The organism is Thermohahella caldifontis (genome assembly GCF_041153465.1).
GTDB classification, from domain to species: Bacteria; Pseudomonadota; Gammaproteobacteria; order Pseudomonadales; family Oleiphilaceae; genus Thermohahella; species Thermohahella caldifontis.
Genome location: NZ_CP154858.1, coordinates 1523908 through 1536990, shown reverse-complemented (window position 1 = coordinate 1536990; position 13083 = coordinate 1523908). Strand labels below are relative to the sequence as shown.

Genomic DNA, 13083 nt, shown 5'->3' with positions numbered 1-13083 from the left:
ATGTCCCGTCGCAGACGTCGCAAGATTCAGGAAGCACCCATTGAGGTCACCATCGAACAGCTGAGCCACGAGGGCCGTGGCATTGCGCGTGTCGACGGCAAGACGGCTTTTGTGGATGGCGCGCTCCCCGGTGAGCGGGTACGGGCCCGGTATGTCAATTGTCATCGCAATTTCGATGAGTTGGCGACCGTGGAATTGCTGGGCGAACCGTCCCCCCTGCGTGCCGAACCGGTCTGCCCTCACTACGACCGCTGCGGGGGCTGCTCATTGCAGCACATGGCGACCGATGCGCAAATCAATCACAAGCAGTCCGTGCTGAGCGACCTGTTCGGTCGTATCAGCCATCTGGCCGTGCCGGAAATGGTTGCCCCCATCCGCTACCGGGATACGGGGTATCGGACCAAGGCGCGTCTGGGCGTCCGCTTTGTCAGGGCCCGGGATGAGGTGTTGGTGGGTTTTCGGGAGCGCCACAGCAACTTCCTCACTACCATCGACCGTTGCCCCGTTCTGATTCCGGAAGTGGGGGAGCGCATCATTGCACTGCGGACATTGATCCGCAACCTGGACGCCTACGACAGCATTCCCCAGATCGAGGTGGCAGGCGGTGATGATGCGGTGGCGCTGGTCATCCGCCATCTGAAACCCTTGTCCGATGAGGACCGGTCCGCACTGGAGCGTTTTGGTGAAGAGACAGGGCTGCAGATCTGGCTGCAGCCCAAGGGGCCGGATACGGTACATCGTCTGTGGCCGGATGGAGGGCCCGAGCGACTGCATTATCAGGGGGATGGTGGGGCGCTCCGTTATGCCTTTCATCCGCTGGATTTCACTCAGGTCAATCGTCAGGTCAACGAACGCATGCTGGCGCAGGCACTGGCGTGGCTTGATCCGCAAGCGGATGAAGAGGTGCTGGATCTGTTCTGCGGGCTGGGCAATTTCACCTTGCCGCTGGCACGCCGGGCCGCCCGCGTGACCGGGGTGGAGGGGGTGGATGCCATGGTGGAGCGCGGCTATGAAAATGCCCGGCTCAACGGTCTGGAGAACGTGCGTTTTTACGCCGCAGACCTGCATGCTCCACTGAACGGCCGGGCGGAGTGGGTGCAGACCTACGACAAGGTGCTGCTCGACCCGCCTCGTTCCGGTGCCGAGCAGGTATGTCGTGAAATGCACCGCTTCCGGCCGCGGCGGATTGTCTATGTTTCCTGCAATCCGGCCACGCTTGCCCGGGATGCAGGCATTCTTGCGGATCACGGCTATCATTTGATCAGGGCCGGGGTCATGGACATGTTTCCGCATACGAGTCATGTGGAGTCCATGGCGCTGTTTGAACTCAGAGGCTGAGATAACCGGGACGGACAGTTATGGTCAAGGTACGGGAAGACTTTCCTCTGGATGAGCATGGCAAGGTGGACATACCGCGCTGGCTCGATCAGATCGATGCGCTGGCACCGTTGTCGGACCGGGCAGCCATGCTCGAAGCCACGGAACTGGCAAGACAGATCGATGAGCGTGTCGAGCATGCCGGTGAGCAGTGGTCGCCGGGTGCCAGCCTGTTTCTCACCGGGCTGGAAATGGTCAACATCCTGGCAGACCTGCACCTGGACACGGAAGCCCTGATTGCAGCCGTGCTCTATCGGGCGGTTCGCGAAGGCCACCTGCCGCTGGCGACCGTTGAACGCCGTTTCGGTGAGGGCGTGGCACACCTGATCGAAGGGGTGCGTCGCATGGCGGCCATTTCCTCGTTGCGCTATGGCGCCACCCGGCCGCTGGGCGATCACGACGAGCACCATGTGGACAATATCCGCCGCATGCTGGTGGGCATGATTGACGATGTCCGGATTGCGCTCATCAAGCTGGCGGAGCGGACCTGTGCCATTCGGGATGTGAAGGATGCCCCGCCCGAGCGGCGCCTGAAGGTGGCTCGCGAGGTGTTCGATATCTATGCGCCGCTGGCACACCGTCTGGGGATCGGTCATCTAAAGTGGGAGCTGGAGGACCTGTCTTTCCGGTACCTGAATCCCGAGGCCTACAAGCAGATTGCCAGGCAGCTGGATGAGAAAAGGCTGGATCGTCAACGTTATATCGAGAACGCCATCGCCACGCTTCGGGAAAAGCTCGCCGAGCAGGGCATCCAGGCGGAGATTACCGGCCGGGCCAAGCACATCTACAGCATCTGGCGCAAGATGCAGCGCAAGGGGGTGGACTTTTCCCAGATCTATGACGTGCGCGCCCTCCGGGTTCTCGTCAATACGGTGGGCGAATGCTACACCGCGCTGGGCGTGGTGCACGGACTGTGGCGTTACATCCCCCAGGAGTTTGACGACTATATCGCCAACCCGAAGGAAAACGGCTATCAGTCTCTCCACACCGCCGTGATCGGGCCGGAAGGCAAGGTGCTGGAGGTTCAGATCCGTACCCATGCCATGCATGAGGAGGCGGAGCTGGGGGTCTGTGCGCACTGGCTGTACAAGGGGACGGACACGCAGCGCAAGTCCGAAGCCTATGAGGCCAAGATTGCCTGGCTGCGTCAGGTGCTCGAAGAAGAAGCCGGCGAAGAGCCGCGCAGCGAGGAGCTGCTGGAGCAGATCCGGGAGACGGTGCAGCCGGACCGGGTGTATGTCTTTACCCCCGAAGGCGAGGTGCTGGATCTGCCCGTGGGCGCCACGCCCCTGGACTTTGCCTACAAGGTTCATACGGATGTGGGACATGCCTGCCGGGGTGCCAAGGTCAACGGGCGCATCGTGCCGCTGACCTATCGTCTGCGCACCGGGGACCAGGTGGAAATCATCACCGGCAGCGAGCCGCGTCCCAGCCGGGACTGGCTCAACCCGGATCTGGGCTACGTCACCACGCCCCGCGCGCGGGCCAAGGTTGCCCACTGGTTCAGGCTCCAGGACCGGGCCTCCAATATCCGCGAGGGCCGTGACGTGCTGCAGGATGCCTTGCGCCGCATGTCGCTGGAACAGGCGGACCTGGCAAAAGTGTTGCCGGTTCTGAACTACAAGACGCTGGATGATCTTTATGCGGCCGTCGGGGCCGGCGACGTCAAGCCCATGCACGTGGTGCGCCAGTTGCAGAAACTGGTGGAGCCGGAGGCTTCCGATCAGATGGCCCTGCGACTGCAGCAGCAGAGCCGTCGGGATGGCCAGGATACGGTCACGATCAGCGGCGTCGGCAACCTGCTCACCCATATTGCCCAATGCTGTCAGCCGGTGCCCGGTGACCCCATCATCGGATACATCACTCAGGGCCGGGGTGTCTCCATTCACCGTCAGGACTGCATCAATGCCCTTCAGCTCCAGAGTCAGCAGCCGGACCGCATGATTCAGGTGGAGTGGGGCAGCGAAAAGGCGCTCTATCCCGTGGATCTGCAGATTGATGCCTATGACCGTTCCGGTCTGCTCCGGGATGTCACGACACTGCTGGCGAATGAAAAGGCGAATGTGACAGAACTCACCACGCATACTTCAAGAACGGATAACAGTGCGCGCATCCGCCTGACGGTGGAGGTGAGCTCCATTGAGCAGGTGGGACGCCTCATCGACAAGATCCGCCAGTTGCCCAATATTGCGGATGTACGCCGGGTTCGCGAGCCCAGGAGAGATGGCCATGCCTGAGCGCTATACACTCGATGATCTGCGAACACTGATGGCCCGCCTGCGTGACCCGCGCACGGGTTGTCCGTGGGATTTGCGTCAGAACTGGCAGAGCATCGTCCCGCATACGCTGGAGGAAGCCTACGAGGTGGCCGATGCCATCGAGCGCGGAGACTTCAGCCACATTGCCGAGGAACTGGGTGACCTGCTGTTTCAGGTGGTGTTCTATGCGCAGCTGGCCGAGGAGGAAGGACGGTTTGAGTGGGCGGATATTGTGGATGGCATCGTCCGCAAGCTGCTGCGCCGGCATCCTCATGTGTTCCCCGAAGGTACACTGGATTCCGAGCGGGATCCGTCGGTGACTCCGGAAGAGGCTGAAATCCGGGCCAACTGGGAGGCCATCAAGGCGGCAGAAAAGTCCGGCAAGGCGCAGGCAGACGAACCGGCAAGTCTGCTGGACGCCGTGCCGGCCGGCCTGCCGGAACTGACCCGTGCCCTCGAGCTGCAGAAAAGGGCGGCGACGGTGGGATTTGACTGGCCCGATGTGGAGCCGGTGTTTGCCAAGGTGGAAGAAGAACTGTCAGAGGTTCGTGAAGCGGTTGCCGAAGGCGATCAGGATCATGTGGAGGCGGAGATCGGTGATCTGCTGTTCGTCTGTGTCAATCTGGCTCGTGCGCTGAAGGTGGATCCGGCGCAGGCGCTCAGGCGCACCAATCGCAAGTTCGAGGCACGTTTCAGATCCGTGGAGAAGGCGCTCAGAGCATCAGGCAAGGACTGGGGCGAGACGTCTCTGGAGGAAATGGACCGCTGGTGGGATGCCGCCAAGGCCGGCGAAAAGCCGGCCTGACCAGACGGCTCAGGTATTGGCCGCCTTGAGCTCCTGCTTCAGCATCTGGGCATACTTCTTGGACAGTGCGAGAAAACGGGGTGTCGGGCCCACATCTTCGTAGAGCGGGTCGCCCATCTCGTCCACGGCCACGACTTTCTCGCCCTGCACGTAGGGGAAGCTCGTTTCCAGCTCATCCAGCGCAGCAGTCAGCAGCTCGCTGAGGATATCTTCCACCGAGCGGCGCGGGTACATCTCGGCCAACGCTTCCACGCGGGCCGCATCCTCGATGGGCAGGCGCAGCTTGTATTCGCGCGCCGTCAGGCGGGAACTGGCGTTCTCTTCCCAGGTTTTGGCCAAGGCTTTGATATTCATCTCTCACTCCGTTCAGGCTGATCACAATTTCAGCATAGGCTTCCCCAACCGGCTTCTCCATTGTGAAAACTACCTAATACGTGGCAACACGTAGTGAATTTGTTAAACTGGGTAAACCTCGTAATTTAACTACACCTTGGAGACAGGTACCCGATCATGCAGGCATTGCACCCGGAACTTCGTGAAAATGTCAGGCGCCTGGGCGAACTGCTCGGGCGTGCCATCCGGCATCATCTGGGCGACGAGATGTTCGAGACCATCGAAACCATCCGCCGCACCGCTCGGGATGACAGGAAAAAGCCTGAAGAAGAGCGTCGTCTCAAATACCTTCTGCAGTCGCTGGAGGATGATGACCTGGTGCCGGTCACCCGGGCGTTCAATCAGTTTCTCAATCTTGCCAATATTGCCGAGCAGTACCACTCGGTCCGGCGCAATGTGAGCCGGGAAGAGGAGGCCCTGGGCAGTCAGGAGGGAATCGACGACCTGCTGCGTCGCCTCAAGGCTCAGGGACAGTCTCCCGAGCGCATTGCCGAAACCGTTGCGCGCCTGAATATCGAGTTCGTGCTGACCGCCCATCCCACGGAGGTGACACGGCGTACCCTCATCCGCAAGTATGACAGCATCTTCGAGACGCTTGCCCTGCGTGATCGTGCCCGGGCGGACGACCAGGTGCAGAGTGAAACCCTCAGGGAACTGGAACGCCTGATTGCTGAGTGCTGGCACACCGACGAGATCCGTTATGAGCGCCCGACTGCCGTGGAAGAAGCCAAGTGGGGCTTCGCGGTCATTGAAAACTCGCTCTGGCAGGCTCTTCCCGTCTATCTTCGCCGCGTGGATGAAGCGCTGCGTCAGGAAGTGGGTAGCGGGTTGCCGGTGGATGCCTGCCCGTTGCGCTTTGCCTCCTGGATGGGGGGTGACCGTGACGGCAATCCCAACGTGACTGCAGAAGTGACACGGCAGGTGCTGCTGCTGGCCCGCTGGATGGCGGCGGACCTCTTTCTCCGTGACGTCGAGGCCTTGCGGGCGGAGCTGTCCATGAACGAATGCAACGGCGCCATGCGCCGGGCGGTCGGACAGACCCGCGAGCCCTATCGCAAGCTGCTGCGCCGCCTGCGCGACCGGCTGCAGGCGACACGGGCGTGGGCCGAAAGGGCACTCTCCGGGGATGTGCCGCCCGATGAGGCGGTCATGCTCAACAGTGCCGATCTCATCGAACCTCTGGAACTGTGTTATCGTTCCCTGATCGATTGCGGGATGGAGGTGATTGCGGAAGGTCCGTTGCGTGACGTGCTGTATCGGGCCCGGGCGTTCGGTCTGCATCTGGTGCGTCTCGATATCCGGCAGGATTCCGAGCGTCATGCGGAGGCCATGGCGGAACTCTGCGAGTATCTGGGGCTCGGTGATTTCCGGGCCTGGACTGAAGAGGAAAAGCAGGCGTTCCTCATACGTGAACTGGAGAGCCGGCGACCACTCATTCCGGCCGAATTTCCCTGTTCCGATGCCGTGCGGGAAGTGCTGGATACCTGCCGGGTCGTTGCCCGTCAGCCTGCCGAAGCACTGGGCAGCTACGTGATCTCCATGGCGTCCGCACCTTCGGATGTGCTGACGGTCTTGCTGCTGCTCAAGGCCTGTGGTGTGCGGGCACCCATTCCCGTCGTCCCCCTGTTCGAGACGCTGGATGACCTCAATCACGCTGCGCGCGCGATAGATGCCCTGTTGCGGCTGCCATGGTACAAGCGCCATATCGGCGGTGAGCAGCAGGTGATGATCGGTTATTCCGACTCGGCCAAGGATGCCGGGCAGATGGCGGCCGCCTGGGCCCAGTACCAGGCACAGGAAGCGCTGGTGAAGGTCGCCCGGGAGCACGGTGTTCATCTCACTCTCTTCCATGGTCGCGGCGGAACCGTGGGGCGCGGGGGCGGGCCGGCCAACCGCGCCATCCTCAGTCAGCCGCCGGGCTCCGTGGACGGTTCCTTCCGGATCACCGAGCAGGGCGAGATGATCCGCTTCAAATTTGGCGAACCCCTTGTGGCCATCAACAGTCTCAACCTGTATTTCAATGCCGTGCTGGAGGCGACGCTGGCACCACCACCCGAACCCGAGCCGGCTTGGCGTGACATGATGGACCGTCTTGCAGCACGAGCGCTCAGGGCCTATCGGGATGTGGTGAGAGGAGAGCCGGACTTTGTGGATTATTTTCGCAGCGCCACCCCGGAACAGGAACTGGGCAAGCTGGCCATCGGCAGCCGGCCGGCGCGACGCAAGGCTCAGGGCGGCGTGGAAAGTCTGCGCGCCATTCCCTGGATTTTTGCCTGGACGCAAATGCGCCTGATGCTGCCGGCCTGGCTGGGCAGCGAGGCGGCGCTCTCCGAAGCACTCAACTCGGATGAGCGACCGATGCTGGAGGCGATGATCAGGGGCTGGCCGTTTTTCCAGACCCATCTGGACATGCTGGAAATGGTACTGGCCAAGGCTGATCCGGATATTGCCCGAACCTACGAGGCACGTCTGGTGCCGGAACGTTTGTGGCCGCTGGGCGAGCGCCTGCGGCAGCGCCTGAAACAGGCCATTGAGTGTGTCTGTACCGTAAAAGGACAGACACAGCTGCTGGAACACAGCCCGGCGGTAGCCACCTCGCTGCGGGTACGCAATCCCTACACGGATCCGTTGCATTTTCTTCAGGTCGAGCTGCTGGTGCGTGACCGGTCCGAAGGGGAAGCCAACAAGGAGACGGTGGAAAAGGCGCTCAAGGTGACCATGGCGGGGATTGCAGCCGGCATGCGCAATACCGGATAACATTCCTTACACACGGTTACGCGGCGTTACGGGAGAATGTGACCTGCGGCAATCGCGGCATCGGTGAACGGCGCTATACTGGAGTCAGTTAACGGGGAGAGTGCATCATGGCTGTTGCTGCATCGGTACTGACCTACCTCAATCGCTACCGCGTACCGTATCAGCAGGTCCATCATGACCGTGCCGGATCGCTGGAAACGGCTATTGCAGAGGCCCGGATTGACCCCGACAAGGTGGCCCGTGCGCAACTGCTTGTCGATGCCCGGGGCGTGGTGATGGCGGTGGTTCCGGCCTCGCGGACACTGGATCTGGATGCGCTGAACGAACGGCTCCAGCGGCAACTTCGCCCGGTTCCCCAAAGTCAGTGTGACCGCCTGTTCCGCGACTGTGAACCGGGATCGTGGCCGGCGCTCGGTCCGGCCTACGGCGTTCGCGTTCTCGTGGATGAAAGTCTGCTGGAGGCGGATGAAGTCTATGTGGAGTCGGGCAGCCACACGACCTTGCTCAGATTTCCGGGCGCAGCCTTCCGGGAACTGATGCAGGGCGCCCGGAAAATTGCCGGATGCCGGTTGTCGGCCCGGGAACAGACACCCTGCCGTGTGGTGGAAGAGCCGGACTGCCTCGAACTGCTCCGGCACAAGCTGACCCGCCTGTACCGCATTCCGCCCATGCCGGCCACCGCGAGCCGTCTTCTGGCGGTGCTCGATGATCCCGACAGCAGTGTAGCCGATGTGGCGCGCATCATCGGTCAGGACCCGGCGCTGACCGCCCAGGTGATCCGCCACGCCAGGTCGCCGTTGTACGGCTACCGCGGCGAAATCCGCAGCGTTCAGGAAGCCATCACACGTGTGCTGGGCTTTGAACGGGTCAGCCAGCTTGCATTGTCCCTCTGTGCCATGAAGGCGCTCAATCCGCCTCTGGACGGCCCGCTGGGGCTCAATGCCCTCTGGCGGCATGCGCTGGCCTGTTCCGCGGTCAGCACGGGTATCGTGAAGACCTTCGGCGTGCCCGATGTGGACGCCCGGATTCTGCCGATGGCGGCACTGCTGCACAATTTCGGCTTCTTTGTCATGGCCTGGGTGTGCCGGCCCGAGTTCACCATGCTCAACAAGCTCGCTGCGGCCGAGCCCGAGACGCCGGTCACGACGCTTGAAAGGCAGGTGCTCGGCATGGGGCAGGCACGGGATGTGCTGGCGGCGGGACACGCTGTGCTGGGTGGTCTGGTGCTGGAGCACTGGAAACTGCCGCAGGCTGTGTGTGACGTTGCGCTCAGACATGCATGTCCGTTGTGCGTGGAGCAGAAGCCGGGGATGCTGCCCGTGGTGGTGCTGGCCAATGCATTGCTCAAGCAGCGTGGACTGGGTGATGACCTGTCACCGGAGCCCATCGGGCCGGCCTGTCAGATGCTGGGACTGGACCCCGACCGGGTGCAGGCCTGGTTTGAAACCGTTGAACTGACGCATTCGGACACCGATCATCCGGTGGTGGTGTAATATCCGGCCCGCCTTCGCCTTTCCTCGGCAGACCGATCTTCGTATAATTCCAGCCCTTGACGCCAAGGTGTACACTACTGGCGCAAAAAAGCCATAACAACACCTGTGCTTGCAACTGAGGAGTGAATCAATGAGAGTAATTCTGCTCGGCCCGCCCGGTGCCGGAAAGGGGACCCAGGCCAAGTTCATCTGCGAAAAGTTTGGCATCCCCCAGATTTCAACCGGTGACATGCTGCGGGCCGCAGTCAAGGCCGGCACGCCCCTGGGGCTTCAGGTCAAGGAGATCATGGCCTCCGGCGGGCTGGTGTCCGACGACATCATCATTGCTCTGGTCAAGGAGCGGATTCAGGAGCCGGATTGCGCCAACGGTTTCCTGTTTGACGGTTTCCCGCGTACCATCCCCCAGGCCGAGGCCCTGAAGGCGTCCGGTGTGCCCATTGATTATGTCCTCGAGTTTGCCGTGGACGACGAGGAAATCATCCGCCGCATGAGCGGTCGTCGTGTCCATGAGGGCAGCGGTCGTGTCTATCACGTGGTCTACAACCCGCCGCGCGAGGAAGGCAAGGATGATGTGACCGGCGAGCCTCTGGTTCAGCGTGAGGATGACAAGGAAGAAACCGTGCGCAAGCGTCTGGAGGTCTATCACAGCCAGACGGCACCGCTGGTCAGGTTCTATCAGGACTGGGCTGCACAGGACCCGAACGCCCCGCGCTACGTTCGCGTGGAAGGCGTGGGACCGGTTGAGGAAATCCAGAAGCGGGTGCTTGACGCGCTGAGCGCCTGAGTAGCGGCAGCATCCTGATCAAGAATCGGCCGCCCTGGTGCGGCCGATCCTGTTTGAGGGCAACGAATTGACAACACTTCTGGCACTTGATGCGTCAACGGATGCCTGTGTGGTGGCTCTGCGTCACCAGGGCCGGGATTACCTGGAAACGGATGACACGCCACGGATGCACGCCCGGCGCATGCTGCCCATGGTCAGCACGATTCTCGAAAAGGCCGGCCTGTCACCGCAGGACGTGGATGCCCTGGCGGTCGGTATCGGCCCCGGTTCGTTCACCGGAATCCGGATTGCCGTGGGGCTGGCGCAGGGAATGGCCCTGGGGCTGGACTGTCCAGTGCACCCCGTGTGTTCACTGGCGGCAGCGGCCTGGTCCGTGGCCCGGTCGCACGCCGGGACGCCGGTAGCCCTGATCCGGGATGCGCGCATGGGGGAGCACTATGTGGGTGTGTTTGTCTGGGAGAACGAGTCGTTGAAGGTACTGCTGCCGCCGCAACTGTCCCCCCACGAGGCCACCGGAGCATTGCTGAAGCTCTGGTCGCCGCTGCTGGCCGGGGATGAAGGTCAGGCGGTCTGGCCGGACGGGACGGCGCTGCTGGAACTGGCGGCTACCGTTCCCGCCGTCAGGCCGGATGCGCTGGAGCCGGCGTACCTGCGTGGCCACGATGCCTGGAAAAAGATGGATACCCCAAAAGGTCACTGAGATGGATACCTTTCAACTGATTGTACTGGCCCTGATACAGGGGCTGACGGAGTTTCTGCCGATCTCCAGCTCTGCACACCTGATTCTGCCGTCTCAGGTGCTGGGCTGGCCGGATCAGGGGCTGGCCTTTGACGTGGCGGTGCATGTGGGAACCCTGCTGGCCGTCTGCATTTATTTCCGGCGTGACCTCTGGCCTCTGGTGGTACAGGGGCTCAACGTGTTGCGCGGCCGGATCACCGAAGAGGGCAGGCTGGCCTGGACCGTGGTGCTGGCCACCGTACCTGCCGGTCTTGCCGGTGTACTGCTGGATCACTGGATTGAAGCCCATCTGCGGTCAGCGCTGGTCATTGCCTGGGCCACCATCGGATTCGGCATCCTGCTGGGGGTTGCGGACCGTTTTCATGGCGGGCGCGACATGCGGGCAATGAACTGGAAGCACGCGCTCGCCATTGGTGTGGCTCAGGCCCTGGCACTGATTCCGGGTACCAGCCGTTCCGGTATCACCATGACCGCCGCCCTGTTTCTGGGCTATTCCCGCGAGTCTGCAGCGCGTTATTCCTTTTTCATGTCCGTGCCCATCATTCTGGCTGCCGGCCTGCTCAAGACCAGGGACCTGGTCCAGCAGGCCCAGCCCGTGGCTTGGGGTGATCTCGGGTTGGGGGTTGTCCTGTCCTGTCTGGCGGCGCTGGCCTGCATCCACCTGTTCATGCGGTTCATCGAGCGCTCCGGATTCATGCCCTACGTGATCTACCGGCTGTTGCTGGGTGCCGCACTGCTGCTCTGGGTTGTCGGGTGACGCTGCCGCTGATCTGGCGATGCACCCCGGCCGGTCAGGCGCGCCTGGCCGAACTGGGGCTGAAGTGTTCCCCGGACTGTGACGGCATGCCGGTACCTGAAGGGCCTCATCTGGTCTGCGCGGTGGATGCTGACATCCGCCTGATCTGGGCCGGAGAGAAGGGACCCAACCCATTGGTTGTGGATTTTACGCAAGGCAAGATGGGCTATCGCCAGAGGGTGCGTGGCCGCGAGCGTCTGCTGGATGCGGTGCGTCCCCGGCAGAGTGCCGGTAGCTGGCAGGTCCTGGATGCGACCGGCGGGCTGGGGCGGGATGCCTGGATGATGGCTGCGGAGGGCATGCAGGTCTGGCTGGTGGAGCGGCATCCGGTGCTGCATGCCATGCTGGCGGACGGTCTGGCCCGCGCTGCCGAAGATCCTGCCTATCGGGAGATTGCGTCCCGGATCCGCCTCATCCACGGTGAGGCGCAAACCCTGCTTGAGGACGCGACGCAAAGCTGGGACGTGGTCTATCTGGACCCCATGTTTCCGCCCAGAGAGAAATCCGCTGCCGTCAAGAAAGACATGCAGTTCCTTCATGCCTTGCTGGGCGCGGGCGATTCGGATTCGGACGCATTGCTGGCACCGGCACGATGCCGCGCGCGCCATAACGTGGTGGTGAAGCGCCCGCGTCATGCGCCGTTTCTGGGAGGATTGGCTCCCCACCATCAGATTGCCGGCAAGCGTGGCCGCTTCGACGTCTACACAGGTCTGGCGAATTGAGAAAAGTCCCGTCCCGCTGCCTGCGAGATGAAAACGCTGATGCTGTTCAGTTTCAGTTGTTGCTCGGAATCACGACATCTTCATCGAACTGATTGTCCACGAGTGCCCCTCCTGCGGTCTGGTTGATTTGTGACCAGTATTGCTCACCTGCATGACACTGTCATTACGAAATATTGCGTATTTTTACTAAAGTATGATGGCTTGGCGTGCTCCGGCCGCTCTGTCCGTTCCATCAACCTTTTACTTGGTTCAGTTGAAGGTCCTGAATCCGTCTTTTATTTTGTTTGGTCGAACGTTCTGATGGAAAAATTGATATTTTTATTCGGCTTCATGACGGTAAACTGGGCGCAGTTGACGTTCGGAGACCCTGCATGAACTGGAAAGATACCGCGACCACCTATGGCATCGTCAGCCGTGTGCTCCATGCTGTGGCAGGGATCCTGGTGATCGGCATGCTGGCATCCGGTATCTGGATGGTGGATCTGGACTATTACAGTCCCTGGTATCACCGTGCGCCAGCACTGCACAAATCATTCGGAATCCTGGTGGGGCTGCTCTTTCTGGTGCGTCTGGCCTGGCGGATACGTCAGGGTTTTCCGGCGCCCCTGGCGGGCTGGAAACGCTGGGAGCAATGCCACAGCCATGCGGTCCATCTGGCGCTGTACCTGATTCCGCTGCTGATGATCATCAGCGGCTATCTGATTTCAACCGCCGAGGGTCACCCGGTGGATGTGTTCGGGGTACTGGAACTGCCGTCCCTTCTGTCACTGGGCCAGACCCAGGCCGACCGGGCGGGTGATGTCCACCGTTGGCTGGGCTGGCTGTTGATCGGGTTGCTCATTCTGCATGTGGCCGGTGCGCTCAAGCATACGCTGGTGGACCGGGACGCGACGTTGCGCCGCATGTTTGGCCGGCCCGTCTGAGACGGTTTCTTCACTTCATTGTTTTACACTCATCCA

Annotated in this window: 11 protein-coding genes; 10 read left to right on the top strand and 1 reads right to left on the bottom strand. The window is 61.9% G+C overall.

The window, feature by feature from the left end; translation table 11 throughout:
* The 3 genes from rlmD to mazG are packed head-to-tail and all read left to right on the top strand — an operon-like array spanning position 1 to position 4440.
* The gene (gene rlmD / locus AAIA72_RS07540) at positions 1 to 1338 is read left to right on the top strand and encodes a 23S rRNA (uracil(1939)-C(5))-methyltransferase RlmD (protein WP_369602787.1); all 1338 of its coding nucleotides are present in this window, start codon (positions 1 to 3) and stop codon (positions 1336 to 1338) included.
* Positions 1339 to 1358: 20 nt separating this feature from the next.
* The gene (gene relA, locus AAIA72_RS07535) at positions 1359 to 3614 is read left to right on the top strand and encodes a GTP diphosphokinase (RefSeq protein ID WP_369602786.1); all 2256 of its coding nucleotides are present in this window, start codon (positions 1359 to 1361) and stop codon (positions 3612 to 3614) included.
* Positions 3607 to 4440, top strand: coding sequence for a nucleoside triphosphate pyrophosphohydrolase (mazG, locus tag AAIA72_RS07530; protein ID WP_369602785.1), 834 nt, complete (start codon positions 3607 to 3609; stop codon positions 4438 to 4440). Before relA ends, mazG begins: the two co-directional genes overlap by 8 nt.
* Before the next feature lie 9 nt (positions 4441 to 4449).
* On the opposite strand, the gene AAIA72_RS07525 is transcribed toward mazG, so the two are convergent.
* Entirely contained in the window at positions 4450 to 4794 is a 345-nt protein-coding gene (locus tag AAIA72_RS07525) for a type 1 pili tip component (RefSeq protein WP_369602784.1), read from the bottom strand.
* A 153-nt stretch (positions 4795 to 4947) separates the two neighbouring features.
* Between AAIA72_RS07525 and ppc the strand changes: the two genes are divergently transcribed.
* The 7 genes from ppc to AAIA72_RS07490 all read left to right on the top strand — a co-directional run bounded on the left by ppc (position 4948) and on the right by AAIA72_RS07490 (position 13047).
* The gene (ppc, locus tag AAIA72_RS07520; protein WP_369602982.1) at positions 4948 to 7590 is read left to right on the top strand and encodes a phosphoenolpyruvate carboxylase; all 2643 of its coding nucleotides are present in this window, start codon (positions 4948 to 4950) and stop codon (positions 7588 to 7590) included.
* Between the two features lie 107 nt (positions 7591 to 7697).
* The gene (locus tag AAIA72_RS07515; RefSeq protein WP_369602783.1) at positions 7698 to 9083 is read left to right on the top strand and encodes an HDOD domain-containing protein; all 1386 of its coding nucleotides are present in this window, start codon (positions 7698 to 7700) and stop codon (positions 9081 to 9083) included.
* A gap of 130 nt (positions 9084 to 9213) precedes the next feature.
* Entirely contained in the window at positions 9214 to 9867 is a 654-nt protein-coding gene (gene adk / locus AAIA72_RS07510; RefSeq protein ID WP_369602782.1) for an adenylate kinase, read from the top strand.
* 67 nt (positions 9868 to 9934) lie between these two features.
* Positions 9935 to 10567 carry a tRNA (adenosine(37)-N6)-threonylcarbamoyltransferase complex dimerization subunit type 1 TsaB gene (gene tsaB, locus AAIA72_RS07505; protein WP_369602781.1) on the top strand — a complete coding sequence of 211 codons (633 nt, stop codon included), beginning with the start codon at positions 9935 to 9937 and terminating at the stop codon, positions 10565 to 10567.
* A gap of 1 nt (position 10568) precedes the next feature.
* Entirely contained in the window at positions 10569 to 11363 is a 795-nt protein-coding gene (locus AAIA72_RS07500) for an undecaprenyl-diphosphate phosphatase (protein WP_369602780.1), read from the top strand.
* Entirely contained in the window at positions 11360 to 12124 is a 765-nt protein-coding gene (locus AAIA72_RS07495; RefSeq protein WP_369602779.1) for a class I SAM-dependent methyltransferase, read from the top strand. Before AAIA72_RS07500 ends, AAIA72_RS07495 begins: the two co-directional genes overlap by 4 nt.
* Before the next feature lie 371 nt (positions 12125 to 12495).
* Positions 12496 to 13047 carry a cytochrome b gene (locus tag AAIA72_RS07490; RefSeq protein WP_369602778.1) on the top strand — a complete coding sequence of 184 codons (552 nt, stop codon included), beginning with the start codon at positions 12496 to 12498 and terminating at the stop codon, positions 13045 to 13047.
* The last annotated feature ends 36 nt before the right edge of the window (positions 13048 to 13083 follow it).

Excerpts from the sequence above, each read along its gene's own strand:
- AAIA72_RS07525 (WP_369602784.1), bottom strand. The coding sequence starts at position 4,794 with ATGAATATCAAAGCCTTGGCCAAAACCTGGGAAGAGAACGCCAGTTCC.
- rlmD (WP_369602787.1), top strand. The coding sequence starts at position 1 with ATGTCCCGTCGCAGACGTCGCAAGATTCAGGAAGCACCCATTGAGGTC.
- mazG (WP_369602785.1), top strand. The coding sequence starts at position 3,607 with ATGCCTGAGCGCTATACACTCGATGATCTGCGAACACTGATGGCCCGC.
- AAIA72_RS07490 (WP_369602778.1), top strand. The coding sequence starts at position 12,496 with ATGAACTGGAAAGATACCGCGACCACCTATGGCATCGTCAGCCGTGTG.
- relA (WP_369602786.1), top strand. The coding sequence starts at position 1,359 with ATGGTCAAGGTACGGGAAGACTTTCCTCTGGATGAGCATGGCAAGGTG.
- AAIA72_RS07500 (WP_369602780.1), top strand. The coding sequence starts at position 10,569 with ATGGATACCTTTCAACTGATTGTACTGGCCCTGATACAGGGGCTGACG.
- AAIA72_RS07515 (WP_369602783.1), top strand. The coding sequence starts at position 7,698 with ATGGCTGTTGCTGCATCGGTACTGACCTACCTCAATCGCTACCGCGTA.
- adk (WP_369602782.1), top strand. The coding sequence starts at position 9,214 with ATGAGAGTAATTCTGCTCGGCCCGCCCGGTGCCGGAAAGGGGACCCAG.